This is a genomic window from Hymenobacter ginkgonis (assembly GCF_009755225.1).
GTDB lineage: Bacteria > Bacteroidota > Bacteroidia > Cytophagales > Hymenobacteraceae > Hymenobacter > Hymenobacter ginkgonis.
In genome coordinates, this window is sequence record NZ_WQKZ01000003.1 from 353965 (window position 1) to 380099 (window position 26135).

The following is a 26135-nucleotide window of genomic DNA, read 5'->3' on the forward strand; positions in this document are numbered from 1 at the left end:
TCAAAAACCAGTAGCTAGTTTTAGCTACTGGTTTTTTTGCGTTCTCGCCAATAAAAATAGAGATTTACTATATTATTTATATAATATAGTAAATCTCTATTTTTATTGGCGAGAACGGTCAGCGGTTAGTGTGGTAGAAAGGAGTTGTTTGAAGTTAAACTCAGTCATTGACTGATGAACGCATTTCATGCAGGTGCAAACAAATCACTGTAAAGTGCCTTCCGCAAATTTATCAAATAATCAAAAGCTGAACTATTCAGTTTTTTTATCCAATTGAATTAAATCGAGTAGCAACTAAAGTTAATTTGTATCAAAGCACTTTGGTGAGTAAGTTTGCTAAAGGTGTTTTAATAGAAAAAATCATATTATAAGCTAATAAGCTCTTTCGACTATCAGATATATTTCATCAAAGTAGGCAGTTAGAAGACAGTACTTAAAAAGGCTTTTGTCTTCACAATTGTAATAAATGCCCATTTTTTTATAAAAAATGTTGATAAATGCTTAGAAATTGAATTTCTACAAATTTTTAGCGCCTTAGTTTCGGCTTAGAATCCGACCTATTATGATTTTGCCGGATAGATTTGTACTATAATAGTTTTTTTAAAGTTTTTTTAATTTATGTTTTGAAATTTTACTGCTAATTGTATTTTTGCCCTAATGCTACTTTAGTGATTTTATCTTTTTCCTAATTTATTGTATGGTTCTTTCTTGGTCTTTCAACAAGTTTAACGGGGTTACCTACTGCTTTTGGCTATTAGTAGCACTATTTAGTCTCACGAGTATCAGTATTCAAGCACAGCCCGCTATTTTTCATAATAGCCCAGCCGTGCAACCTGGGGAGGCCCTGAGCCTCCAAGGACAATTTGGAGCTTCTGCTCAGGCTTATTTAGCTGTAGGCACTTCTACAACTGGGCAGCGATTACCCATACTAGTACAAAGCTCAGGGCATCTTATTGCGCAAGTGCCCACTGGCATTGCTTCCGACCTATATCAAGTGTGGGTGCTAGATGCTGGGCAGCGTAGCGCAAGTGTTTACGTGAATCAAGCGCATGGCTTGCATTTCGATTCACCTGAAATCACGCCAGGAGGGAATATTCGGTTGTTTGGCCGCAATCTGCAACTGACCGGTACTACCCCACAAGTTCGGTTTGTGGCTCAGAATGGTAGTTCGGGGGGCGGCACGGCTCAAGTGCAGCCGTATGACGCCTATTCGATGCTCATAACGGCTCCAACGTCTTTGGTGCCCGGCCAAGTATATAATGTGTATGTGAGCAACGGCCGCGGTGGAACTGCTGGTGAAACGCTTGTCGGGCAATCATTAACTGCTATCACTGCTGGAACCGATTACTTTCAGCTAGGAGTAGCTTGGGGAGCTAAGTTTGACTTTTATAAAAACGTATATAATGTACGCACCGATGCGCGCCTAAGCAAAAAGGCTGTCGGCGATGGTGTCACCAACGACTTGGCTGCCATTCAGGCTGCCGTAGATAAAGCTAGTGCTGATGGGGGAGGGGTAGTCTTTATTCCTGCCGGTACTTATAAATTGGCCCTGAATGCTGGTGGTGGCCTTTACATGCGCAACCGTGTGGTAGTGCAGGGGGCCGGCAAAAACTTGACTATCCTGCGTTTTGGGTACGGCTCGGAAGCAGCAGGCTGGAGCCCCGATGGGCACTGGGGCCTTCTTTGGGAGTCGCCAAAGCAAGCTGGCCTGGCTGACTTGGCTTTGCTAAACGTAGATAATACGGGTAGCTTCTATAACAACATGGCGGGCAATGGCACCGAGCTGTTCATGCAGCGTATCCGGTTTGATATGAACCTAGGCTCCTGGCTATCCTGGAACAATTCTGATAAAATTGTTATCAGCAATTCCGAGTTCACGCAGGGAGTGGATGCCAAGGCTGGCTACCGGGGCCCCCTGCAAATCAATGGTACCAAGAACTTTGTAGTAGCTCACAATAGCTTTACATATGCTGTCGATGGCTTGAATTTGAATACCACGAACCGCGGTGTTTTTGAGGACAACAAGGTTTATCGTGATGGTAGTGCTCGGTGGCCAGAGGCGCTTAACTTAGTCAACCATGTGCTGATTATGAACTTTGCGGAGGATGTAGCGGTGCTAAATAACCTTTTCAAGGTTATCAACGGCCCTGCTCAAAACATCAACGATGGTGAAACCATCATTGCCGAAGGTGGTGGGGGCTACGGTGCACGCATCGATGAAGACGCTGGTACTGCCACCGCTACTACCCCCACTACATTGCAAGACAATAGCAAAAACTGGCCGGCCATGATTCAGCACCCGGTAGTGGCGATAGTGCGGGGTCCCGGTATGGGGCAATGGCGGCGCATTGCTAGCCGCACCTCTACTACCCTAACGGTGGACCAGCCCTGGACAGTGACGCCGCAGGCCGGCAGCCGCTATGCTATCTTCAACTGGGGCGCTCGTAGCTGGATTATCCAAGGCAACACGCTGGAAGGCAACCGCCGGGGCATCACATTCTACCAAAACGCCACTGCCGATATAGCAATCGTAAATAACACGCTAACTAACAGTGGCTCTATCGATTTGACGCCCTGGCAGATGGATAACTCGCCGGCTGGGGTACCGCAAGAGTTTTTGCCAGTATATGACACCCAAATAACGGGTAATAATGTGGCCGACATAGACGGTTCGAACGGGGTATTTATTGGGGTGCACACCATTCAATATTTGCAGCCTCGCTCGTTTGGTACCTCCGTTATCGGGGTAGAAGTGCGGCGCAATACCCTTACAGCTCACCAGCCCAACGTGCCGGCGGTAGTTGATGCAAATTTTCCGGAAGGCTATATTAACGACTTGCATTTCCAGCCGGGCTCCAGCAATTACATCGATGAGCAGACGCCCGCAATACTAGGGACTATTTTCCAAGATAATACGGCAATTAACTGCGATAATGCGGTGCACCTCAACTCAGGGGCTTATAACACACTGGTGTGCAATACGAAACTGGTTAATTCGCCTAATCTGATAGAAGATATTAAGTTTAATGCTATCACGCATGGTTCGGTGAGCACGGCAAGCTGCCCCACTTCGGCGCCGACTGCTAGTGCCCTACCCCCCGTTGCCGACCCCAAGACTAACCCTGTAGTTCCGCATAATACCAGCGGTACACGCCTAATGCCCCTCACTGGCTCCGACCCTAACCCCAATGGCTGGGTGGTTGGCTTCAACCTGCGTACCCTACCCCCCACAACGCAAGGCGTCATTTATTTAAATGGCAGCCCTGCTAAAACACAAGACTGGGTACCCACTAGCCAGGCTAATGCGTTGACCTTTCAACCTGCCAATAATTATACGGGGCAAGTTGTATTTACCTATACTGCTACCAACGACCAAAGCCTTATCAGCTCGGCCGTTCCTTTTACAGTACCGGTAGCTAATCCTCTACCCGTAGCACTCACTCAGTTTGATGCTAAAATGCAGGGCTTAGATGCACTGCTAACCTGGCAGACTGCTTCGGAAGTTAACAACGATTTCTTTGAAATTGAGCGCAGCACCGATGCCAGTACTTTTGCAACGGTTGGCAGGGTAACAGCTAAGGGTACCGCTTCGAGCTATTCTTTTACAGATACTGGCATAGGCAGTCAACTTCAAGGAATAGTTTACTACCGCCTGCGGCAAGTAGACTTAGATGGTACTACCACCTACTCGCCTACCCAAGCGGTTACACTTACTAAGGTGGCTACAACGGTGCAAGCTTATCCTAACCCTACAACCAGTGAGCTTACAGTGCGTTTACCAAGTGCTGGTGCCAAGCTTATCATTTACACCGCAGCTGGCCAGCAGATAATGGAAACTTCTACCATTACTGCGGAGCAAACTATTGATGTGCGCAAGTTGCCAGCTGGGGTATATCTCCTACGTATTAAACCAACGCAAGGCCCTGACAATCAAGTTTCCTTTGTCAAAGAAGCATCTTAAGTAAATACTCAATCAAGTGTAGGCTTAGACGGGCTTACTAGCCGCTTAAGCAAATAAGGAGAGCGGGAGCGCAACAGTGTGGATAAAAATTATCCACGCTGTTGCGCTCCCGCTCTCCTTATTTATATGTCCTCTGAACTCACACTAGCAGAAGTGGGCGATGCATAAGTCTCAGTGCTAGTGGGCCAAAATTTGCAGTCGAATAGTAAGCAGTCCGTTTAGCGCTGTATCTTGCCAGCTATTGTAAACCAGCTTATTTAGCAGCTACTTTCAGCTTATAGTGTCAATACCAAAAATCTGCGCAACACTTAAATACAACACCTGTAAATTTTAATTCTGATTAGAATAGATTTAGCAGATGGCTGAAGTTTAGTGCAAAACACATTATTATTTTTTCAAGTTAACAATAGTATAATATAATGAATTTCATGCTCTTTTACTTCCGAGTAAGAAGTAAAAGTGAGTGGTCAATCAGTAGGCAACGGCTCGTTCTTGCAAAGCATGGATTGAATAATGTCGTTACCCTCTTCTCCTGTTATGAAGTTGTTCGGTAGCTATTAAGAGCCATTTTATGAAAGTAAGCGATTGATAATTAATAGTTTGTAATAAAACCAAAAAGCTACTAATAATTTACTTTATCTCACATTTTTTATGGCAAAAGAAATAGCTGTATCTTGCGTAACAATCCTACTCAGGTAAGGGCTGCCTGAGCCTTCCCACCCAATATAACTTTTCTTGGAAGAGCGTTTACTTAACCAGTAAAACATCATCACGCGTGCAAAAACATCTAACCAACTGCGTCCTGTTTTCACTTCTTCTGCTAGCGTTTGCATCGTGCAGGCCTAGCAGAAACCTGGTTTATTTCAGTGACTTGAATAACTCGGAGAACTATCAAACGAAAGTGCAGAATGAAGCTGCCTTGCGAATTCAACCCGATGATTTGCTTAGCATCCGGTTGAATAGCCTGAGCCAAGAGTCAAATGCCTTGTTCAACAGAGGTATACTGCAAGCCCCAGGTACTTCTACTACTAACTTGACGCCGGAAGTAGTCACACCTAGTGATGGTTATTTAGTTGACCCTGAAGGTAATATAGATTTCCCAGTACTGGGTAAAGTGATGTTAGCAGGCCTAACAAGAGAAGAGGCCACTGTGAAAATAACTAATGCAGTCGCGAAGTATGTTAAAGACCCTATCATTACAGTTAGGTTACTTAACTTCAAGATTACAGTTATTGGCGAAGTAAATAAGCCATCTACTTTTGTTGTTCCTACTGGTAGAATTAACATCTTGGAAGCGTTGGGGTTAGCTGGCGATATGACTGCCTACGGGCGACGCGAAAACGTGCTACTGGTGCGGGAGCGAAACGGCATACGCAGCACTACTCGGCTTAATCTGAACAATAAGGAGCTGTTAAATTCTCCTAATTTTTATTTGCAGCAGAACGACGTCGTTTATGTTGTGCCCGACAGATTGAAGGAGGTGCAAGCCAGCACAAATACCCGTACGATAACCATTGCTACTATGGCAATATCGGTACTCGTAGCCTTGATATTCAACTTTCAGAATATTTTCTAATATTAATGCTGTATGGATATGTCTAATGCTCCGCTTCAATCTGACGGCATAGAGCAGCCTAACCACAAATTTGTGATAGCGCGCTACCTCAGGTATTGGTATTTGTTTGCGCTGGGTTTACTTCTGGCACTTGGCGGCACCTACTTATACATCCGCTATACTACCCCTCTGTACAGTATTAGCAGCCTCATCCTGATTAAGGACCGGCGCGACAACCCGGCGCAGCCACGGCCAGAGCAGTTCGAATATACTAATACCCTGAACTCGGCTAAGAACATTGATAACGAACTTATCTTGCTCAAATCAGTGAGCTTGATGCAGCGCGTACTAACGGAACTATCGCTTAACACGAGCTACTACGTGAAGGGCCAGGTGCGCAACCAGGAAATTTACCAGGCCACCTTGCCATTTAAGCTGATTATTAATAAGTTAGATTCAACGGCATTCAATAAGACCATTACAATAAGCCCGAAGGGTAGCAACAGCTTTGTGCTTGAGGAGGTCGGACAGACGCCTACTACGCATCAATTTGGTCAGCTAATCCGTCGGTCGTACGCCTCCTTCACGGTAGTAAGTTCGCCAACGGTGCTGGCCAATAAAAGCGGTAAACCATTCATTGTTAAGTTTCAGGACCTACGTAAGGCTGCCATAGATTACTCTAAGAAACTCAGTGTTACGGCCGTAAATAAACAAGCTAGCATGCTGAGCCTTAATCTAGTAGACCCCGTGCCAGAGAAAGGCAAGGAAATTCTCAACCGGCTGGTGCAGGTATATAATAAAGAGTCCATTGAGGATAAGGATGCTATCGCAGCGCATACTATTGATTTTATCGATGAGCGCCTGAAATACCTTGGTACCGAACTGACAGACGTGGAGAAGGGGGTAGAGACTTTCAAACGCCAGAACGATGTGGCAGATGTAAGCTCGCAGATTAATCAATCTCTGGTAGACGTCAGTGACTTCAATAAGCAGATAGCTGATTACGGCATTCAGCTGTCGGTCATCACTACGATTGGCCAGTACATTAGCAAGCCAGGCAATGAGCAACAGCTTATTCCGAGCACGTTGAATGTGCAAGATCCAACGCTGTCAGGGTTAATTACTAAGTTTAACGAATTGCAGCTAGACCGGGAGCGGCTCCTGCGTAACGTTCAGCTTAGCAACCCAATAGTAGAGAGTATGGGTGAGCAGCTTGCCAATCTGCGGGGTAATATTCTAGAAAATATTACTACTATTAAAAACAACCTGACCTATACCAGGCAGAGCCTACAAGCCAAAGCTGGGCAGTCAGGCTCGCGCATCCAGCGTGTGCCTACCATTGAGCGGGGCTTACAAGAAATTAATCGGCAGCAAGAGCTTAAGCGCTCACTGTATTTATACCTATTGCAGAAGCGGGAAGAGGCGGCCTTATCGCTTGCTGCTACGGTTTCGAGTGCGCGTGTCGTTGACCCCGCTATTGCCAGCGATGACCCGGTAAGCCCGCAAAAGCCGGCCGTATTAGTGCTAGCCTTAATCCTTGGACTAGGCCTACCCTTTGCCTTCGTTTATGTGAAGGGGTTGATGAATGATAAAGTGCAGCTCCTTAAAGAGGTAACTGATGTAACTAATGTGCCTATTTTGGGTGAATTAGTGCACAACAAATCAAAGGAGCGGGTGGTAATCACTCGCGTAAGCCGCACGCCTTTGGCTGAAATGTTCCGGCTCATCCGCACCAACTTTCAGTTTGCTACACTCAATCAGCCAAATAAGGTTGTGCTGGTTACTTCAAGTATGAGTGGGGAAGGCAAATCCTTTTTCAGTCTCAACTTGGCAGCCAGCTTGGTAGTTGCCGGCAAAAGCGTTGTGTTAATCAGCCTAGACTTACGTAAGAACGAGGTAGTTGACGCTGCTGTGGCGCCGGAAGGTATGGGCATGACAGAGTACCTGCTTTCGGATGATATATCGGTTAACGATGTAGTCTTCCCGTCAGCTGAAGTGCCAGGCTTACAGCGTATAAGCGCTGGCGCGTTGCCCTTTAACCCCGCAGAGGTGCTCATGAGTCCCCGGATGGTGAAGATATTGGATGTGTTGAAGCAGAGCTTCGACCACATTATCATCGACTCTTCGCCGGTAGGCCAAGTGGTAGATGCTTTTGCCTTGGCTCCCTACGTTGATTATACCATCTATGTAGTGCGGTATAACTTCACGCAGAAAGCGCAGCTGGAAATTATTAATAAGATTCAGGCCGATAAGAAGCTCTTTCCCATTGCCTTGGTAATCAACGATGCCAAGAAAAACAACCTGCACGACTACGGGTATGGCAACGGATATGGCTACAAAGAGGATGAAGTGAGAACCAAACTCGCTTAAGTAGTAGCAGCCCTACCCCCTTCCTATAAAGCGAAGGGGTAGGGCTGCTACGAACGAGTGCCCACACTTGGTACTCGTTACTAACTCAATAAGGTATGTCGACAGCCTCACGCTTAATATCTGGTAGTGCCGCCTCATGGGCACAAATTGCTGTCACGATGATTTCGCAGATGGCATTGGTGCCCATCTACCTCTCGCACTGGAGCGTTGTAACGTATGGTATCTGGCTGGCTATTCAAGCGTTAGTTAGTATCGCCTCTACCCTAGACTTTGGGCACCAGGAGTTTTTGGGCTATGAGTTTTTGCGAATTGGGCGGGACAACCGGCCTGAATTGAGCAAATATTTGTGGTCGGGCGCTAGCGTCGGGCTACTAATTAGCCTTGGACAATTAGCCCTACTAATTGGCTTCCTAGCAACTGGTATTCTACCAAGCTTGCTTGGCAAAGCCGATAGCATGGATCCTGCCTTAATTCGTGAGGCCGGCTTGGTATTGGTGCTGCAAGGAATTGCCTGGCTACTCAGCACCAGTATAACCGGCTTGGTATTCAGGGCGCTGGCACCTTTTGGCTACTACCCCCGCATGGCCTGGTGGAACTTGTGCAGCTCTATTGTATCGGGCCTAGCGCCAGTTGTGGCAGTAGTACTAGGCGCTGACTTATTGTTGGCTGGCTGGGTAATGGCTATTACAACCGTCGTGCTGAGCATACCCATTTATATTGACCTATTTCGACTGCTACGCCGCGAACAGATACCTTTTTGCAAACCTTCTGCTAAGCTTGGAGCCCATAATTTCCTTCATTCTTTAGCAGTTTCTGGCAAGTGGCTACTAGAAAACGCTCGGCAGCAAGGCGTTCGCGTGGTGCTGGCCCCTCTTGCAGGAGCAGCTGGCCTCACCGCCTTCTCCACTATGCGCACCGGCGCAAACGTTGCTTTGCAGGGCCTGAATACGGTAGTGAATCCGTTGATGCCGGAACTCATGCGCTTTCTGCATCAGCGCGACCAAACCAAGATTGAGTCAGCATTTGGCACTGTCTGGTTTGTGCTGGTAGCAGTGCTGGCACCCGCAGTAGTGCTTGTGCAAGCGTTCGTAGAGCCTTTATACCTGCTCTGGACGCGTGGTCGGGTACCCTTCAACCCGCTACTATTCGCTAGCCTTTCGTTGAGTGTACTGGTATACGCAGTGGCGCAACCAGGTATAGCGGTTGTAAAAGGCAACAATTTACTTAAACCTCAGCTGCTGCTTTCCACAATTGCTGCTTTGCTGGTAGTAGGAGGGGTTTATGTATTGGTGCCCCGGTTTGGTATTCTGGGTGCGGGTATGGCCTTAGTAGCTGCCGAGGTAGCAGCAGCCTTTGGGTATAGGCGCGTAGCGCTGCGCTGGCTACAGCAGCACGAATTACAATGGCCTAAACGCCACTTCTTGATTGCCTCCACTTCCGTGGGTATTGCAGCGCTGGCAATGGGAGCCTTGGTTGTGTTTCCGCAGGCAAAATGGCTGGTGCTCAGTTTGGCGATGCTGTTGCTGCTCGGCAATCTTTGGCGCTACTGGCAAGCTCTGCCGACACTGGCGACTCAACACGCTATTCGCATAATGAGTGGCCTGCCCGGCATCAAGCAAGTTTATCAACTTGGGAAGTTCTAAATTAGCTTATTTATCCGCCTCAACGGGCTTTATTCAAGTATGTATCCTTCACCTCAACTTCCGCTCGCCTCACTAGCCGCTAAAGTAGGGGGTAGGGTGCGGCTTGCCCCAACGCGCGAGACGAGCTTTATCTCGGTAGTTACCACTTGGTCGTGGGTAGCCTTGGTTATCGCTACCCTCTACCAAGGTATCTTCTTTCCTAGCTTACCCAATTTCATTGCTATTGGCTGTACCATAGTAGCTTGGGCGCTGTTCACAACTGTTTTTTTTAAACCAGCAATGTTGGCAAACTATCCTTTGTCAACCTTCCTCGTTCTCGGTTTCACTACCACGCAGCTGTATTTCCCTTTGCTTTTCACTTCTTTGGAAAGCAAGCCTGTTATATACAACTTAGACCTGCCATACCAGGTATTTCTGCATTCAAGCTTAGCACTGATAACCTTGGTGCTGTCACATGCGCTATATCGATTGCTACTGCAGCAGACGCCCAATAGCTCCCCTTGGATTCTTATCAAGCTAGACTTTTTTAAGGCACCTACTGAGCTGCAATTATGGCTGATGGGGCTAATAGGTATAGCCGCTACGTTTTACGTTTTCCTTTATTCCCCTTCCATTGGTTGGGAAGTCACGGGTGCCGCTTCAGATAAAGCCGTGCAGGCATTGATGCCTTTTTCGTATGCCCCTTTTTTCCTGCCTTTTGGAGAATTGTACGGTTCAAAAAAGCCATTTACTAAGCGAATAGTATACTTACTAGTTGCCTACACACTACTGCTTTTTTTGGTTAGCATTGGGCGCAATAGCCGCGGGGGCTTTATGATTGGTTTCTCGTCGGTAGGTTTTGCCTATTCACTTGGGCTGCTGCTAGGGGTATTTAAGCCGAATTTTTTTACGATGAAAAATTTCTTCATCGCATTAGGGGCTTATTGGCTTTTCACTGGACCCATCGCCGACATCGGCACCTCCATGGTTATCGTGCGGGGCCAGCGACACGATGTAACTTCTTCCGAATTGATTTCGCAAACATTCGAAGTATTCGGTGATAAGGAAGCCATCAAGCAATTCCGCATACACGATGTGGAAGAAAATGAAGCAGGTGAATGGGATGAATCCTACTTGAAAAACATCTTCTTAGCCAGGTTCTGCAATATTAAATTTAATGATGCCAGCTTAGTTCAGGCCGAGAAAATCAGAGAGTATGACCCGGCTATGCTCAAGTTCTCAACTGATTATATCTGGGCTACTTTCCCGCAGCCAGTCTTAGATGCGTTTGGCCTCAATGATGTAGATAAAGTATTTCTCAAGGGTGTTTCAGTTGGCGACTATTTATACTACGTTGCGGGCGGTCCTCCCGAGGCTTTGGGCGGGTACCGTACGGGACACTTCGCGGGCACCGGTATGGCCACTTTTGGTTGGTGGTATCTGCTAATACTAGGGGTAGGCATGATTCCGGTATTTACGCTATTTGATAAGTTCTTCATAAAGTTTAACTCGGCGGCTTCTAAAGCTAATGCCATAGGTTTTCAATTCAGTCTTTGCGGTATGATTGCGTTGGATAATATCTTCCGCTTTTTGCCCTCGGAGAGCGTTATCAACATTGCTGTATTTCTTCTGCGGGATTGGATTCAGTTAGCCTTACTGTATTTCGTGGTTTACCACTTCACCCGAATACTCAGCTTAGTTATTCCGGGTGCTACCCCCCCTAAATCGATGAAGCACGCAATAGGATAGCCTATTTAACATACTGCTGGATTAAGATTTATTAACAACCTGCGAATGGCTACTATTCTATACCTTGGTGATAGTCACCCAAGCTCTACTTCTGCGCACCGCGCCAGAGCGCTCGAGCGCTTGGGGCACACGGTAAACGTGTGTGACTTAAATAAGGTAATTGCGCAAAGCAAGGGATTCCGGTATTTAGAACCCCTGCATTATCGGACGGGCTACCGGTTTCTACAGCCCCAAGTAACGCGCTTGGTAAAGCATTTGGTGGCTACAACACCGCGCCCAGATGTGGTATGGGTAAATAGTGGTGAGCTAGTGGGCCCTCGCAGCCTGGAGTTGTTGAAGCAGCTTGGGTGCCCACTTGTGCTTTATAATAACGATGACCCAACCGGAGGACGAGATGGCCGTCGTTTTGATACTCTGCTCAAGTCACTAAGTTATTACGACCTCTGTGCGGTAATGCGTGAAATAAACGTTCCGGAGTTTCGCGCAAAAGGTGCGAAAAATGTTATTCACGTGCGCATGTCATACGATGAGGTTGTGCACCAGCCATTCACCCACGCCTCCGATATTCCAGCTATCTATAAATCGGAGGTCGTATTTATTGGCACTTGGATGCGCTATGAAAAACGCGACGAATTTCTATTAGCGCTCTTAGAACAAGGCATTCCACTTACCATCTGGGGTAGTCGCTGGTCAAAGTCGCCGCATTGGGCCGCATTACAGGCGGTGCATAAAGGCGATGCGCTTAGTGGAAGAGATTATGTAGCTGCTATACAGGGAGCAAAAATTTGCCTGGGCTTACTCTCCAAGGGCAATCGCGACGAGCATACACAAAGGTCGCAAGAGGTGCCGTTTGCGGGAGGGCTACTCTGCGCCGAACGCACTGCTGAGCACCAAGAAATGTATGAGGAAGGGGTAGAGGCCGCCTTCTGGGCCGACGCGGCTGAATGTGCTCAAGTTTGCAAAAAGCTACTGCAAGACGATGACGCGAGAGAAAAGATGCGCTTAGCCGGTATGCAGCGAGTGCGGGCAATGCAGGCAGGCAATGAAGACGTTTGCCGCAGAATTCTCAATACCATCCATATTTACTAGGCTTGATTTCAGGTTTTACTATGCATATTGTTTTCTTTACGCACCCTGACTTCCTTGGCCGTGACAAGATGCCCGGTTTTGCGAGCATGCCGCGATTCGCGCGTATGCTCGCGGATGGTATGCAGCAGCGAGGGCATCAGGTAGAAATGTGGGCGCCACAATCTCGTTTCTTTAAGCTACCCGTCTCGGGTAGCTTAAAGAAGTGGCTAGGATACATAGACCAATACCTACTTTTTCCGGTTGAAGTCCGTAAACGGCTGAAGGCACATACGTCGGATAGCCTATTCGTTTTTACAGACCAAGCTTTGGGGCCATGGGTGCCCTTGGTAGCGGATAGGCCACACGTTATTCATTGCCATGATTTCATGGCGCAGCATTCAGCTCTAGGTAAAATACCGGGTAATTCTACTAGCTGGACAGGTAGGCACTATCAGGATATGATTCGAAAGGGCTATTCTCGTGGAAAAAATTTTATCTCTGTTTCTAATAAAACCCGAGTAGACTTGCAGGAATCTTTACTATCTGTACCATCGCACTCAGAAGTAGTGTATAATGGACTTAACAGTAGTTTAAAATTTTACGAGCCGTCTTTAGCTAGAGAGACATTTGGCAAGAAAATAGCACTTGAATTAACCTCGGGTTACCTTCTTCACGTTGGGGGAAATCAATGGTATAAGAATCGTAAAGGTGTTGTTCAGCTTTATGAAGCTTGGCGGGCGTTAAGTAATTCTAAGCTTCCACTTATTCTAATAGGAGAGAAGCTATCACCAGAATTGACTCAACTGATTGCACAGTCACCTTTTAAGGCTGATATTCATCAGTTCACCGGTCTATCGGATGAATTTGTGAATTTCGCTTATGCAGGAGCTTCAGTTTTCCTTTTTCCTTCACTAGCCGAGGGTTTTGGTTGGCCTATCGCTGAGGCAATGGCTTGCGGCAGCTTAGTTATTACTACCAATGAAGCTCCCATGACGGAAGTAGCTGGCGGTGCTAGTTTCTTAATTCCTCGAAAACCTCAAGACGAGGTAGCAGCTAAAGCTTGGGCCCAAGAAGGAGCAAAAGTTGTTGATGAAGTAATAACTCTTCCCGACGCTGAAAGAAATAAATTTGTTGAAGCCGGTTTAGTAAATGCTTATCGGTTTAATTCTGAGAATATTCTCAACCAAATAGAAGCTATTTACAAAAGGGTTTTTTATGAGAATCATACTTCATAAATAAATATCCTCATCGGTTATGGATAATTTCGGAAATCCTCAGGTAATTGCTATACTTTTGGCAACTTATAACGGCGGAAAGTATTTAAAGCAACAGCTAGAGAGTCTATCTAATCAGACTTATAGTGATTGGAAGCTTTATGTTAGAGACGACCATTCTTCTGATGATACCGCTCAGATTTTACTGGATTACCAAAAACAAAATCAAGATAAAGTCTTTGTGTTAAAAGATAATCTTGGTAATCTTGGTAGTTCTCAAAATTTCAATGCGCTTTTGCAAATAGCAGATAAAGAAGCATACGTTATGTTTTGCGACCAAGATGATTTTTGGTTACCCAACAAAATTCAGCTTACTTTAGATGAAATGCATAAACTAGAGAATAAATATGGGATTGATTATCCTTTATTAGTACACACTAATTTTAAGTATTCTGATATTAATTTAAAAGAAATAGTTTCGAAAAAAGAATTCCAAGCCACAAAAATTGCTGAATTAAATCTTCAACACGTTATAGCACAAAACCCTATTTATGGGTGCACTGTAATGGCAAACAGGCCACTAGTAAAATTGGTTAAAAGCATTCCATTAGTCGCTGAAAACCATGATTATTGGATAGCATTGGTAGCGAGTGCGTTGGGAAAGATTTACTATTTAAATACTAAGACGCTACTTTACCGGCAGCATGGAAATAATGTTTCGGGTAACTATAATGACAATTCTCTAATTCAAAGATTTAAAAGAATTATCATTCAAAAAAAGAATTTACAAGATGCCTTGAATAAAGTTAGTATGGCTAAAGAATTTAGGAATAAATATCAGGATTTGTTAAGTGAAAGTCAAATCTCACTTGTTGATAATTTTGTTAGATTATTTGAGACAAAAAGTATCTCATTATTTTTTAAGAATCTAAGGAGTGGCGTTAGGAGGCAGACAGCTAGTCAGACATTCATGTTTTATACAAGTATATTCTTATTAAAAGAATAGTTGATATATTTTGACTTTTTTAGTTTACCTATCAAAATAATTGCCTTAATGAAATTGCTTCATGTAATTGCAGAGATGGACCCAGCTATGGGTGGAGTCTGCCAGGCAGTGCGCACACTTGTTTTAGGTTTAGAAAAATTAGGTGTACACAATGAAGTTGTTAGTCTTGATGCGCCCGATGCAGAATTTCTAGTTAATGATACTTTTACCACGCATGCACTAGGCCCTGGTAAAGGCCCTTGGTTTTATAACGCGCAACTTTTGCCTTGGCTTAAAGAAAATTTAGCTCACTTCGATGTTGTTGTAGTACATGGTCTGTGGCTTTATCATAGTTATGCGGTAAATAAAGCGTTAGACTACTTACAGAGTAAAATTCAAAATACACCTGCATTGACTAGCGTATTACCTAAGCTCTTTGTAATGCCTCACGGAATGTTAGACCCTTACTTTCAGCGTGCGGCAGGGCGTAAAATGAAGGCTATACGTAATTGGTTTTACTGGAAGTTAATTGAAAATAAACTTATTAATAATGCCACCCTACTCTTCACGTGCGAAGAAGAACTCCTGCTTGCGAAGGAGCCATTCAAACCATATTATCCGAAAAATACTGTTGTAGTGGGTTTGGGAGTAGCGCAACCACCTCTTTACACTGATAAAATGCGTGAAGCATTTCTAGCAGTATGTCCAGAACTTAAAACGCAACCTTATCTACTTTTTTTAAGCCGTATTAATGAGAAAAAAGGAGTTGATTTGTTGCTTAAATCTTATGCTAGCGTAACAGCTGATGAGTTTTCAAATTCGGTCAATTCAACAAGTATTATTGAATCAGAAAGCATAAGTGAAGATGATAGTTGGCCCCAACTAATTGTAGCGGGCCCAGGCTTAAATAGTGATTATGGCCAAACACAGAAACAACTAGTAGCTAAATCACCACAACTTCAAAAGCAAGTAGCCTTTCCTGGGATGCTTACTGGAGATGCTAAATGGGGCGCTTTTTATGGTTGTGAGGCTTTTGTATTGCCTAGCCATCAAGAAAATTTTGGAATTGCGGTTGTAGAAGCTTTAGCATGTGGTAAACCTGTACTTATATCAAACCAGGTGAACATCTGGCGCGAAATTGCGGATGCTAAAAGTGGCTTAGTAGCTGATGATACTTTAGAGGGTACCAATGAGCTATTGCTTGGTTGGAAGCGTTTGTCGGAGGAGGAAAAGCAGAGCATGCGGATGCAAGCTTGTAACATATTCTCAAGCAAATTTTCTATTGATTCTTCATCTGAGAAATTCTTGTCTGCTATTGCTAACTAAGGCTTTTGCGTTTAGGGTAACGGCTATATGAAAGCTTTAAAGGTGACTTTATTTAGTGTTTATTCCTTGCTTGTTGCGTACATTGTATTTTTTGCACGTAGGCGACATGGGATAGTTTGGAGCGAAGAATACTTAAATCTATTACCAGTAAAAAGACTTGTAGACAACTATCACTCCTCTGACGTTAAACGTTGGGACTTTTATTCTAATCTAATTGGAAATGTCTTTTTGTTCATTCCATTACCTATTTTTGTTCAAGAGATTTTTTTGATGAGAACCAAAAGTTTAATTGTTTTAGGAGTTTTCATCAGTATATTAATTGAATCGTTGCAATATGCGTTTCATATAGGAGTTGCTGACATAGATGATGTATTATTGAACACTTTGGGCACAATAATAGGAGTTTTTGTATGGGATATCATGCGTAAAATACTTATTCTATTTTAAAAATTTAGTTGATTTAGTTATAAATAGTAATTTGATATGCAAACGGACCTTTCTAAGTTTAGTGTAGGTACTTACAGAGCTGGACCCACAATGAAGGTGCTTGCTTGGTACCTAATCAACTACTATGTATTAGACAGTTCGCTACCATGGCCATATGGATTTAAGCGTTTTTTACTTATTCTATTTGGTGCCAAGGTTGGTAAAGGGTTAGTTATTAAACAGAAAGTCCGAATAAAAAATCCTTGGAGATTAGTGATAGGTGATAATTGCTGGCTTGGTGAATCTGTTTGGATTGATAATTTAGTTGAAGTGAGCATCGGTTCTAACGTAAGTATTTCACAAGGTGCCATGTTGTTGACTGGCAATCATGATTATACTTTGGAAAGCTTTCCTTATCGACTCGCTGGTATAACGCTTGAAGACGGTGTATGGATTGGAGCTCACTCTGTGGTTTGCCCAGGTATTACTTGTCAGTCCCATTCAATTTTAACTGTTAACTCAGTCGCTACCAAGAACTTGGATGCATGGGGTATTTTTACTGGTAATCCGGCAGTGTTTAGCAGAAAGCGTACTATGAAAGGCTAATTTCCGCAACTATCACGCGTATTTATAAAATCATTCACTCGTTATCAATGCACTGCAATGAAATTACTAGTTAGCAGTATGACCTTCGCACCTGACCACAGTGGTATAGCACTTTATGCTACCGATTTTGCTGCTTATGCAGCAGAACAGGGGCATGAAGTTACCGTGGTTACAGGTTTCTCTTGGTATCCAAAATGGGCTAAACGGCCAGAGGACAAACGTAAGCTATTCAGGACTGATGCTTACAAAGGAATAAAAGTATTGCGAGGTTATCTCTACGTTCCCAAAAACGTTACGACAGTAACACGGATGATACAGGAGATATCGTTCATTTTATTTGCTTCTATCAACTTCCTGCGTGCTGGTAAGCAAGACGCTATTGTAGTATTTACTACCCCTATTAATCTAGGGGTGATTGGAGTACTGTTTAAGAAGCTTTGGAATTCCAAGCTTATAATTAATGTGCAAGATTTGCAACTTGACGCGGCCAAGTCGCTAGGGATGCTAGGCAAATTGCCCATCATTGATGTAATGAATGGGGTAGAGAAGTATAGTTACAAAAAGTCGAGCTTAGTTACCTCAATTTCAACCGCTATGGTTGAATTAATTCACAGAAAAGATATTGACAGTACTTCTACTTATTTGTGGCCTAATTGGATAAACGTTGCTGAAGCGAATTCTCAAGGCACAAAGGGAAAATTCAGAGCACAATTTCCCAAGTATGCTGATAAGATTATTATCGGTTATGCTGGTAACATTGGCATTAAACAAGGGTTATCAGTACTGGTAGACTTGTCAGAAAAATTTAAACAACGAGATGACATCGTTTTCTTAATAATAGGTCAAGGTGGTGATGTGGAGAACCTGAAGAAATACGCTCAGCTTAAGCAAACCACTAACCTCGATTTTATTGATTTTTTATCGCAAGAAGACTATTTCAACTTCCTTTCTGATGTTGATATTGTCTTTATATCTCAGAAAAAAGATTCGGGCGATGTTTATTTCCCATCGAAGCTTCTAGGTATTATGGCAAAGGAAAAATTGATTTTTGTTTCTGCCGATGTTGATTCTGAAATTTACAAAGTGATTACGCACAATAAATTGGGTGTATCATCTGATTTCGGTGACATTAATCGCATGGAGCAGCAGCTAACAGATTATTTGCAGCATCCGTCAAACTTTGAGCTGTACAAAACCAATGCTTATAATTATGTGCAACAATTCGATAGAGAATATGTGCTGCACAACGTGCTCAAACAAATGGAGCAATTGGCTTTAACTTCCTAGAGGTGGCCTAGTGCTCAGCGAGCCCTATTGATTTTGATTACGTCTTTTTCTTCCCCTAAACCTCATCGCACTTTAAAACTTTCTTGTCATGAAGAAAATTCTGGTTACTGGCTCTAGCGGTCTTATTGGTAGTGAAGTAGTAAAAAAGTACGGCCAGAATGGCTGGAAAGTGTACGGCGTTGACAATAACATGCGCGCTGATTTCTTCGGTCCTAACGGGGATACTCGCTGGAACCAGAAGCGTTTGTTGTCTGAATACGAAAATTTCGAGCATATTGAACTGGATATTCGCAATCGCCAAGGTGTAAATGACATGCTGGCGTCTATCCGCCCGGATGCTATCGTACACACGGCAGCTCAGCCCAGCCACGACTTAGCAGCAAGTCGCCCGTTTGATGACTTTGATGTGAATGCAGGCGGTACCCTCAACTTGCTGGAGGCTACCCGTAAGCACTGCCCAGAGTCGACGTTTGTGCACATGTCTACCAACAAAGTATATGGCGATGCGCCCAACCGGCTCAACTTGGTAGAAAAGGATACGCGCTGGGACTTTGGCGATGCTGCTTACCACGATGGCATTAAGGAGTCGTTCAGCATTGACCAGTCCAAGCACTCGCTGTTTGGGGCTTCCAAAGTGTCGGCCGACGTGATGGTGCAGGAGTATGGCCGCTACTTCAACATCCCAACCTGCTGCTTGCGGGGTGGCTGCCTTACCGGGCCAAACCATTCGGGCGTTGAACTACACGGCTTCCTGAGCTACCTCATTAAGTGCAACTTAGAGGGTAAGAAGTACACCGTCTTTGGTTATAAAGGCAAGCAGGTGCGCGATAATATTCACTCGCATGACGTAGTACGCTTCATGGAGGAATTTATTGAAGCGCCGCGCGTGGGCGAAGTTTACAACATTGGTGGCGGCCGCGATAACTCTATCTCTATCTTGGAGGCTTTCAAGTTGATAGAAGACATTTCGGGCAAGAAAATGCTTTACGATTATGTGGACCAAAACCGCGCGGGCGACCATATCTGCTACATTTCTGACCTGAGCAAAATGAAGGCTGATTATCCGAACTGGGATATCACCAAAAACCTGCGTACCACCTTTGAAGAAATTCACCAGTCGTGGCTCGACCGCAGTGAATAAGTAAGGGGCTGCTAGCAGCCCAGCAAGGCGCCAAAGTGCTTAGTTACCTAAAATGGGGCTAGGGGCTTTGGCGCTTTTTGGTGCGCGAGGGGGTAGGGCTATCGGCATACTACTACCTTATAGTAGTACCCAAATAGTAGGAGGTGGGGTGGCTTGGGAGGCAACAGGGGGGTAGGGAGGGGGTAAGCCGGGTGGTGCGTGAACCTTGCCGCGGGCATACGCCTTGCTATAAAATGGCCGTATCTTCGTGCTGCCAAAAAATTGCCCTCCGTTGAAGAATATCCGAAATTTCTGCATTATTGCTCACATCGACCACGGTAAGAGCACCCTGGCTGACCGCCTGCTCGAGTTTACGAGTACGGTAGCCAAGCGCGACATGCAGGCCCAATTGCTCGACAATATGGACCTGGAGCGCGAGCGTGGTATTACTATCAAGAGCCACGCTATCCAGATGCAGTTTCCCTACAAAGGGGAGGTGTATACTCTGAACCTGATTGATACCCCTGGCCACGTTGACTTTAGCTACGAGGTAAGCCGCAGCATTGCGGCCTGCGAAGGCGCACTGTTGATTGTGGATGCTTCGCAGGGTATTGAGGCGCAGACTATTTCGAACTTGTACCTGGCAATTGGAGCCGACCTGGAAATTATTCCGGTGCTCAATAAAATTGACTTGCCCCACGCGATGCCGGAGGAGGTAACCGACGAAATAGTGGACCTCATCGGCTGCAAGCCAGAAGACATCATTCACGCTTCGGGTAAGGCTGGGATTGGGATTGAGGCGATTCTCAACGCCATTATTGAGCGCGTACCGGCACCCGAGGGCGACCCTGCGGCTCCGTTGCAGGCGCTGATTTTCGACTCGGTTTACAACTCTTACCGGGGCATTGAGGTATTATTCCGCATCAAGAACGGCACCATGCGCAAGGGCGACAAGGTGAAGTTTATGGCGACGGGTAAGGAATATGGCGCCGACGAAATTGGTATTTTGGGCTTGAACCAGGAGCCGCGCCCCGAAATGAGCGCCGGCAACGTGGGCTACCTCATCTCGGGCATTAAGGAAGCGCGCGAAGTGAAGGTGGGCGATACCATTACGCACGTCAGCCGGCCCACGCCGGAGGCTATCCAAGGTTTTGCCGATGTGAAGCCGATGGTGTTTGCCGGTATTTACCCGGTCGATACGACCGAGTATGAAGAGTTGCGCTCGAGCATGGAAAAGCTGCAACTCAACGATGCCTCCCTGGTGTGGGAGCCCGAAACGTCGGTGGCGCTGGGCTTCGGTTTTCGTTGCGGCTTCCTGGGGATGCTGCACATGGAAATCGTGCAGGAGCGTTTGGAGCGCGAGTTTAACATGACCGTGATTACCACGGTACCGAGCGTACAATTTCACGCTACGGGCACTAAAGACCAACTGCTGGTTATCAACGCGCCGAGCGAAATGCCCGAGCCGAACCTGATTAAGCTGATTGAAGAGCCGTATATCAAGGCTCAGATAATTACGGCCGCCGAGTACGTGGGCGCGATTATCACGCTGTGTATGGACAAGCGCGGCATTATCAAAGGGCAGTCGTACCTGACTTCGGAGCGGGTAGAACTGAGCTTTGAGCTGCCACTGTCGGAAATCGTGTTTGACTTCTTCGACAAGCTCAAAACCCTCAGCCGCGGCTACGCCTCGCTGGACTACGAGCTGATTGGCTTCCGCGAGTCCGACATGGTGAAGCTGGACGTGATGCTAAACGGCGAAAAGGTCGATGCCCTGTCGGCCATCGTGCACCGTTCGAAGAGCTACGACTGGGGCCGGCGCCTCTGCGAGAAGCTGCGCGAATTGCTACCCCGCCAAATGTTCGACATCGCCATTCAGGCTAGTATTGGGCAAAAAATCATTGCCCGCGAAACCGTGAAGGCGCTGCGCAAAAACGTAATTGCCAAGTGCTACGGTGGCGATATCAGCCGCAAGCGCAAGCTGCTGGAGAAGCAGAAGGAGGGCAAGAAGCGGATGCGCTCGGTGGGCTCCGTTGAAATTCCGCAAGAAGCGTTTCTGGCGGTGCTTAAAATCGACTGATAACGAAAAGGCCGGCTCCCGCAAAGGAGCCGGCCTTTTTTAATAACGGCGGCTTATTTGTACGAGTAAGGAATTTTGTCTGCCAAGCCAGCGGGGTTTTTGGGGTCGGGCCCATACTCGTTCGGGCCTTTTTGGCCTTCCATACAAGCTAGCACGAGGCCATAGATAGGGATGGCAATGTACCAGCCGCTACGGCCTACATCATGCATACGGCGCATGCCTACGGTAGTGCTGGGTATTAGTATTGCTAGCGAAAATACTAAACCAAAAAAATCAGCTTTCGCTACACCAATAATTATTAGTAGTGTAAAATTGAAAAGAATAAAATACCAATATTCGGCGCGGCGAGCCCGGCCGTCGACGTTAGCATACTTTTTTAAAACAGTAAAATAATAATTCATATAAAAAATAGTAGGGTCAGGCAAAGGGGCTTTTTCTGCCTGCCAAGATATAACCGTGCCAAAATATTATTGCTATGCGGCAGCCGGTTGCGCCGGTATTTTTGAACTATTCCCCAGCTTTTAGCTGGGGCAGCAACGAGCAGTGAATGCTGGTTGCGAATATAAAATTTTGAAGCTCTCTGTTACTTTTTGAATGCGTTTACTACTTGATTCTCGATTTACTAGGATAGTACTATTAGCAAGTTTGTTGGTCGGTAGTTGGGGGCCGCTCCGGGCGGCAGTGGGACCAGCGCGGCCCGCAAGTGCGCGCGCTAAAGCGCGCCCTACCCCCCCCGTATTGCCCGACTCGCTGGCCCAGCGCATCGAGCGGGCGTACTTCGTGCTGAGCCGCATTAATGGGACTGCCCGCCGCAGCACCAATACCGAAGACCTGAGCGACGACCTGCCCAGCGTGGAAGACAACCTCGCTACCATCCGCGAGAACCTCGACCAGTACGGCGACGTGGTAGACGTGAAGCAGCTCCAGATGTACCGGGTGCTGCTGGCCGATATGCAGGCCAAGCTGGGCGAGTGGCGCACTTCGCTAGCTGCCGGTGGCAAGCAGCTCATTGCCATGCAGGCCCGCCTTGATACGCTGGGTACCCAGCTGCCCCCGGCCGCCGAGCGCCCGCCTATCGCCACGGCTGTGGGCCGCGCCCTGGCGCGCCTGCAGGGCAAAGAAGACCGTGCCACGCAACTGCTACTGCGCAGCCGCCAAACTGTAACGGGCCTGCAAACGCGGGTGTCGGATGGCTACATCCAGACCCTGGAGCTGCAAGACGTAGTGCGCGAGCAAATGGGCCGCTTCAACCGCCGCAACAGCGCGGCTGAACTGCCGCCGCTGTGGCACCCCGGCAGCATCAAGGCCGATGAGCAGGCGAGCGCGTTGGTGCGCAAGTCGTATGCGGCGCAGCGCTCGCTGGTGAGCTACTACTTCGCCGAAAACTGGGATTACTGGGTGTGGATGGTGGTGCTGGCGCTGAGCTTTTTTGGCTGGGTATTCCGCAATTTTCGGGCCCTGCGCCTAGCCGCGGCCAAGGCGCCTACCCCCTCGCCAGCCCTCGAGCTACCCGAGCATCGCCTGCACTACCTGCGGCCGGTGCCGGTGGCTGCCGCGCTGCTGGTTGTGTTTAGCCTGGCGCCGTTTTTTGACCTGCAGGCGCCAGCAGCTTACACCGATTTGCTGCAACTGCTGCTGTTGGTGACCCTTACGGCGCTGGGCTGGCGCAGCTGGCCGCGGGCCTTGTTTTGGTACTGGGTGGGCATTGTGGTAGCGTTTTTTGCGCTCACGTTTGCCTATGCTGTGCGGGCGCCGGGCCTGGGCGTGCGCTGGATAACGCTGCTGCTCAACCTGGGCGCCGTGGGGCTGGGGCTGGCCTTTTGGCGCTACCTGCGGCAACACCGGTTGCTGGCGGGTTTTGTGCGGCCGGTGGCGCTGCTGTTTGTGGGCCTGAACGTGCTGGCCATGCTGGCCAATGCCTACGGCCGGGTGAGCGTGGCGAAGATGTTTACTACCGCGGCCATTTTTGGCCTCACACAAGTGGTGGCGTTGTCGGCCTTCGTGCGAATTGTGACGGAAGCTTTTTACCTCCAAGTGCAGCGCACTCGGCAGGTGGGGGGGGTAGGCGGCCGGTTTAGCTTCGGCAAGATTGAGAGCGGCCTGCGCAAAGGCCTGACGGTGCTGGTGGGCGTGCTCTGGCTGATGTTGTTCACGACCAACCTCAACCTTTATAACCTCTTCTACCGCGTTATCGAGCACACGCTCACGGCGCCGCACCAGCTCGGCAGCACCGTGTTTACACTGGGTAATATTCTGCTGTTTGTGGGCATCATCTTGCTTACCATTCAGTTGCAGAAATACGTGGGCTATTTCTTTGGCGAAGCCGACGACGATTTCAACGCCGACACCGACCGCAAAGGCTCCTGGATGGTGGCCATCCGGCTGGGCATTCTGGCGGTGGGCTTGTTTTTGGCTACGCTAGCCTCGGGGCTGCCAGTCGATAAAATCGCCATTGTGCTGGGCGCCTTGGGCGTGGGTATTGGCTTGGGCTTGCAGAATATTATCAACAACCTCGTGTCGGGCGTTATCCTCATCTTTGAGCGGCCGTTTCAGGTGGGCGACTACATTGAGGTGAATGGCAAAACGGGCCGCGTCAAGGACATTGGCATCCGGGCCAGCAAGCTCATTTCGCAGGCGGGCTCCGAAATTATTCTGCCTAATGGCGACTTGCTTTCGGGCCACGTCATCAACTGGACGCTCAGCAACAACCACATTCGCACCGAGTTGGGCCTGAGCCTCGGCCCCGAAACGGACCTCGACCAGGCCCGCCGCCTCATTAGCGAAGAAATCCTGGCCCACCCCAATACTCTGCACAAAGTTGCCCCCGAAATCCTGCTCAACAGCGTCAATACCTCGGGTTATGACCTCAAAGTATTGTTCTGGATAAACAACATTCGCCAGGAGCAAGCGCTTAAGAGTGAGCTGCTGGCCAGTATTTACCAGCAGCTTTCGCAGGCTGGCATTGTTATGCGCTAAGGCGCCTTACCCCCGTCATTTACCAAAACCCTGGCCCCATGCCACACTCGGAAAACGCCACCGCCCACCTCATCGACGGCAAGCAAACTGCCGAAGATATCAAAGTTGAAATCGCCGCCGAAGTAGCCCACTTACTGGCCGCTGGCCAAAAAGTGCCGCACCTAGCCGCCATATTAGTGGGCCACGACGGCGGCTCCGAAACCTACGTGCGCAACAAGGTGCTGGCCTGCGAGCGCGTGGGCTACGCTAGCACGCTGCTGCGCTTCGATGACGATATTACGGAAGCCGAACTACTGGCCCAAGTGGCGGCGCTGAATGAAAATGCCGACATCGACGGCTTCATTGTGCAGCTGCCGCTGCCCAAGCACATCGACCCCGAGAAGGTGATTGAGGCCATCCGGCCCGAGAAGGATGTCGATGGTTTTCACCCCATGAACTTGGGCCGCATGGTGGCTGGCCTGCCCGCGCTGCTGCCCGCTACCCCCTCCGGCATCGTGGAGCTGATGGCGCGCCAAGGCATCAAAACCAGCGGCAAGCACTGCGTGGTGATTGGGCGCTCGAACATCGTGGGTACGCCGGTTAGCATCTTGCTGGCCAAGAACTTAGAGAATGCCAACTGCACCGTAACGCTCTGCCATTCGCGCACCCAAAACCTGCCCGAAATTGTGCGCCAGGCTGATATTATCGTGGCGGCCATCGGCCGACCCGAGTTTGTGACGGCCGACATGGTGAAGCCCGGCGCCATCGTTATCGACGTGGGCACCACCCGCGTGACGGACGCCAACAAGAAAAGCGGCTACTCCCTGAAGGGCGACGTAAACTTTGCCGAAGTAGCGCCGCTGGCCGCGCGCATCACGCCGGTACCCGGGGGGGTAGGGCCGATGACCATTGCCATGCTGCTGCTCAACACGCTACGCGCTGCCAAGGGCGAAGTGTACCCAAAATAGCAGTAGCCCGGACGCTGGGAACTCACGCGCGGGCAATTCGTTGCCGTTACTACGCGTGGACTCGCAGAGTCCGGGCTGCCGTTCGTAAATTTGAGTGACCGGAACCCCCGGTCGCGCCTCGGGCGTTGACGTAAGTCGCGCCCGTTTTTTTTAGTTGCTATGTCTGCTGTCTCCGATTTTCTAACTCATTTGCCCATCCTCGCTGCCGGCGAGCCGGTGGCCGTGCCCGGCACGGTGCTGCCGGTGATGGAGCAATTCTATACTATTCAGGGCGAAGGGTTTAATACGGGCCGGGCGGCCTATTTCATTCGCCTGGGCGGCTGCGACGTGGGCTGCGTGTGGTGCGATGTGAAAGAGTCGTGGGATGCCGACGCCCACCCGCGCCAAGCCGTGGCCGAGCTAGTAGCTGCCGCCAGCGAGTTTGCGGGCCGTAACGTCGTTATTACCGGCGGCGAACCGCTGATGCACAATTGCCTACCCCTCACCAAAGCCTTGCAGGCGGCGGGGTTTAAAACCTGGATTGAAACCAGCGGCGCCCACCCGCTCTCGGGCAATTGGGACTGGATATGTGTGTCGCCCAAGAAGTTTAAGGCCCCGCTGCCCGAGGTGCTGGCCCACGCCGACGAGCTCAAAATCATTGTCTTCAACGACAGCGATTTCAGATGGGCCGAGGAGCACGCCGCCCTGGTGCCCCCCACCACGCGCCTCTACTTGCAGCCCGAATGGAGCCGCGCCGCCCGCATGACGCCCGCCCTCATCGACTACGTGAAGGCCAATCCGCGCTGGCAAGTGTCGCTGCAAACGCACAAGTACCTTGATATTCCGTAGCGCCCCCGGTACTAT

At 48.1% G+C, this 26135-nt stretch carries 18 protein-coding genes; 17 read left to right on the forward strand and 1 reads right to left on the reverse strand.

Annotated features, from left to right (window positions below; genetic code table 11):
- Positions 1 to 961 precede the first annotated feature (961 nt).
- The 14 genes from GO988_RS12955 to lepA all read left to right on the forward strand — a co-directional run bounded on the left by GO988_RS12955 (position 962) and on the right by lepA (position 21369).
- Positions 962 to 3961 (forward strand): T9SS type A sorting domain-containing protein, encoded by a 3000-nt coding sequence (locus GO988_RS12955; RefSeq protein WP_198172707.1) that lies wholly within the window; start codon positions 962 to 964, stop codon positions 3959 to 3961.
- An 871-nt stretch (positions 3962 to 4832) separates the two neighbouring features.
- Complete coding sequence (locus tag GO988_RS12960; RefSeq protein WP_232341510.1) at positions 4833 to 5537, forward strand: polysaccharide biosynthesis/export family protein; 705 nt, start codon at positions 4833 to 4835, stop codon at positions 5535 to 5537.
- 12 nt (positions 5538 to 5549) lie between these two features.
- Complete coding sequence (locus tag GO988_RS12965) at positions 5550 to 7886, forward strand: GumC family protein (RefSeq protein ID WP_157566084.1); 2337 nt, start codon at positions 5550 to 5552, stop codon at positions 7884 to 7886.
- Between the two features lie 95 nt (positions 7887 to 7981).
- On the forward strand, positions 7982 to 9529 hold the full coding sequence (locus GO988_RS24835; RefSeq protein ID WP_157566086.1) for a lipopolysaccharide biosynthesis protein: 1548 nt from the start codon (positions 7982 to 7984) through the stop codon (positions 9527 to 9529).
- A gap of 39 nt (positions 9530 to 9568) precedes the next feature.
- Positions 9569 to 11257, forward strand: a complete 1689-nt coding sequence (locus GO988_RS12975) for a hypothetical protein (RefSeq protein ID WP_157566088.1) — start codon at positions 9569 to 9571, stop codon at positions 11255 to 11257.
- Positions 11258 to 11302: 45 nt separating this feature from the next.
- Positions 11303 to 12346 carry a CgeB family protein gene (locus GO988_RS12980; RefSeq protein WP_157566091.1) on the forward strand — a complete coding sequence of 348 codons (1044 nt, stop codon included), beginning with the start codon at positions 11303 to 11305 and terminating at the stop codon, positions 12344 to 12346.
- 20 nt (positions 12347 to 12366) lie between these two features.
- Entirely contained in the window at positions 12367 to 13560 is a 1194-nt protein-coding gene (locus tag GO988_RS12985) for a glycosyltransferase (protein ID WP_157566093.1), read from the forward strand.
- Positions 13561 to 13579: 19 nt separating this feature from the next.
- Positions 13580 to 14545, forward strand: a complete 966-nt coding sequence (locus tag GO988_RS12990) for a glycosyltransferase family 2 protein (RefSeq protein ID WP_157566095.1) — start codon at positions 13580 to 13582, stop codon at positions 14543 to 14545.
- A complete protein-coding gene (locus GO988_RS12995; protein WP_232341511.1) occupies positions 14546 to 15850 on the forward strand; it encodes a glycosyltransferase in 1305 nt (434 codons plus the stop codon).
- A gap of 27 nt (positions 15851 to 15877) precedes the next feature.
- Positions 15878 to 16297, forward strand: coding sequence for a VanZ family protein (locus GO988_RS24760; protein WP_157566097.1), 420 nt, complete (start codon positions 15878 to 15880; stop codon positions 16295 to 16297).
- Positions 16298 to 16333: 36 nt separating this feature from the next.
- Positions 16334 to 16882 (forward strand): WcaF family extracellular polysaccharide biosynthesis acetyltransferase, encoded by a 549-nt coding sequence (locus GO988_RS13005; RefSeq protein ID WP_157566099.1) that lies wholly within the window; start codon positions 16334 to 16336, stop codon positions 16880 to 16882.
- Positions 16883 to 16960: 78 nt separating this feature from the next.
- Positions 16961 to 18169 (forward strand): glycosyltransferase family 4 protein, encoded by a 1209-nt coding sequence (locus tag GO988_RS13010; protein WP_198172709.1) that lies wholly within the window; start codon positions 16961 to 16963, stop codon positions 18167 to 18169.
- Between the two features lie 88 nt (positions 18170 to 18257).
- Positions 18258 to 19310, forward strand: a complete 1053-nt coding sequence (locus tag GO988_RS13015; RefSeq protein WP_157566104.1) for an NAD-dependent epimerase/dehydratase family protein — start codon at positions 18258 to 18260, stop codon at positions 19308 to 19310.
- A gap of 271 nt (positions 19311 to 19581) precedes the next feature.
- Positions 19582 to 21369 carry a translation elongation factor 4 gene (gene lepA, locus GO988_RS13020; RefSeq protein WP_157566106.1) on the forward strand — a complete coding sequence of 596 codons (1788 nt, stop codon included), beginning with the start codon at positions 19582 to 19584 and terminating at the stop codon, positions 21367 to 21369.
- Positions 21370 to 21422: 53 nt separating this feature from the next.
- On the opposite strand, the gene GO988_RS13025 is transcribed toward lepA, so the two are convergent.
- Entirely contained in the window at positions 21423 to 21770 is a 348-nt protein-coding gene (locus tag GO988_RS13025; protein ID WP_157567299.1) for a DUF805 domain-containing protein, read from the reverse strand.
- Positions 21771 to 22107: 337 nt separating this feature from the next.
- Here GO988_RS13025 and GO988_RS13030 point away from each other — a divergent pair, with 337 nt between their 5' ends.
- From GO988_RS13030 to GO988_RS13040, 3 genes are all read left to right on the forward strand, one after another.
- The gene (locus tag GO988_RS13030) at positions 22108 to 24345 is read left to right on the forward strand and encodes a mechanosensitive ion channel family protein (protein WP_198172711.1); all 2238 of its coding nucleotides are present in this window, start codon (positions 22108 to 22110) and stop codon (positions 24343 to 24345) included.
- Positions 24346 to 24383: 38 nt separating this feature from the next.
- Complete coding sequence (locus tag GO988_RS13035) at positions 24384 to 25292, forward strand: bifunctional 5,10-methylenetetrahydrofolate dehydrogenase/5,10-methenyltetrahydrofolate cyclohydrolase (RefSeq protein ID WP_157566109.1); 909 nt, start codon at positions 24384 to 24386, stop codon at positions 25290 to 25292.
- 246 nt (positions 25293 to 25538) lie between these two features.
- Positions 25539 to 26120: a 7-carboxy-7-deazaguanine synthase QueE gene (locus GO988_RS13040; protein WP_198172806.1), complete on the forward strand. Its 582-nt coding sequence runs from the start codon at positions 25539 to 25541 to the stop codon at positions 26118 to 26120.
- Positions 26121 to 26135: the final 15 nt, after the last annotated feature.

Coding starts and splice junctions, on each gene's coding strand:
- GO988_RS24760 (WP_157566097.1), top strand. CDS start 15,878: ATGAAAGCTTTAAAGGTGACTTTATTTAGTGTTTATTCCTTGCTTGTT.
- GO988_RS24835 (WP_157566086.1), top strand. CDS start 7,982: ATGTCGACAGCCTCACGCTTAATATCTGGTAGTGCCGCCTCATGGGCA.
- GO988_RS13015 (WP_157566104.1), top strand. CDS start 18,258: ATGAAGAAAATTCTGGTTACTGGCTCTAGCGGTCTTATTGGTAGTGAA.
- GO988_RS12985 (WP_157566093.1), top strand. CDS start 12,367: ATGCATATTGTTTTCTTTACGCACCCTGACTTCCTTGGCCGTGACAAG.
- GO988_RS13040 (WP_198172806.1), top strand. CDS start 25,539: ATGGAGCAATTCTATACTATTCAGGGCGAAGGGTTTAATACGGGCCGG.
- GO988_RS13005 (WP_157566099.1), top strand. CDS start 16,334: ATGCAAACGGACCTTTCTAAGTTTAGTGTAGGTACTTACAGAGCTGGA.
- GO988_RS12980 (WP_157566091.1), top strand. CDS start 11,303: ATGGCTACTATTCTATACCTTGGTGATAGTCACCCAAGCTCTACTTCT.
- GO988_RS12975 (WP_157566088.1), top strand. CDS start 9,569: ATGTATCCTTCACCTCAACTTCCGCTCGCCTCACTAGCCGCTAAAGTA.
- GO988_RS12990 (WP_157566095.1), top strand. CDS start 13,580: ATGGATAATTTCGGAAATCCTCAGGTAATTGCTATACTTTTGGCAACT.
- GO988_RS13035 (WP_157566109.1), top strand. CDS start 24,384: ATGCCACACTCGGAAAACGCCACCGCCCACCTCATCGACGGCAAGCAA.
- GO988_RS13010 (WP_198172709.1), top strand. CDS start 16,961: ATGACCTTCGCACCTGACCACAGTGGTATAGCACTTTATGCTACCGAT.
- GO988_RS13025 (WP_157567299.1), bottom strand. CDS start 21,770: ATGAATTATTATTTTACTGTTTTAAAAAAGTATGCTAACGTCGACGGC.
- GO988_RS12965 (WP_157566084.1), top strand. CDS start 5,550: ATGGATATGTCTAATGCTCCGCTTCAATCTGACGGCATAGAGCAGCCT.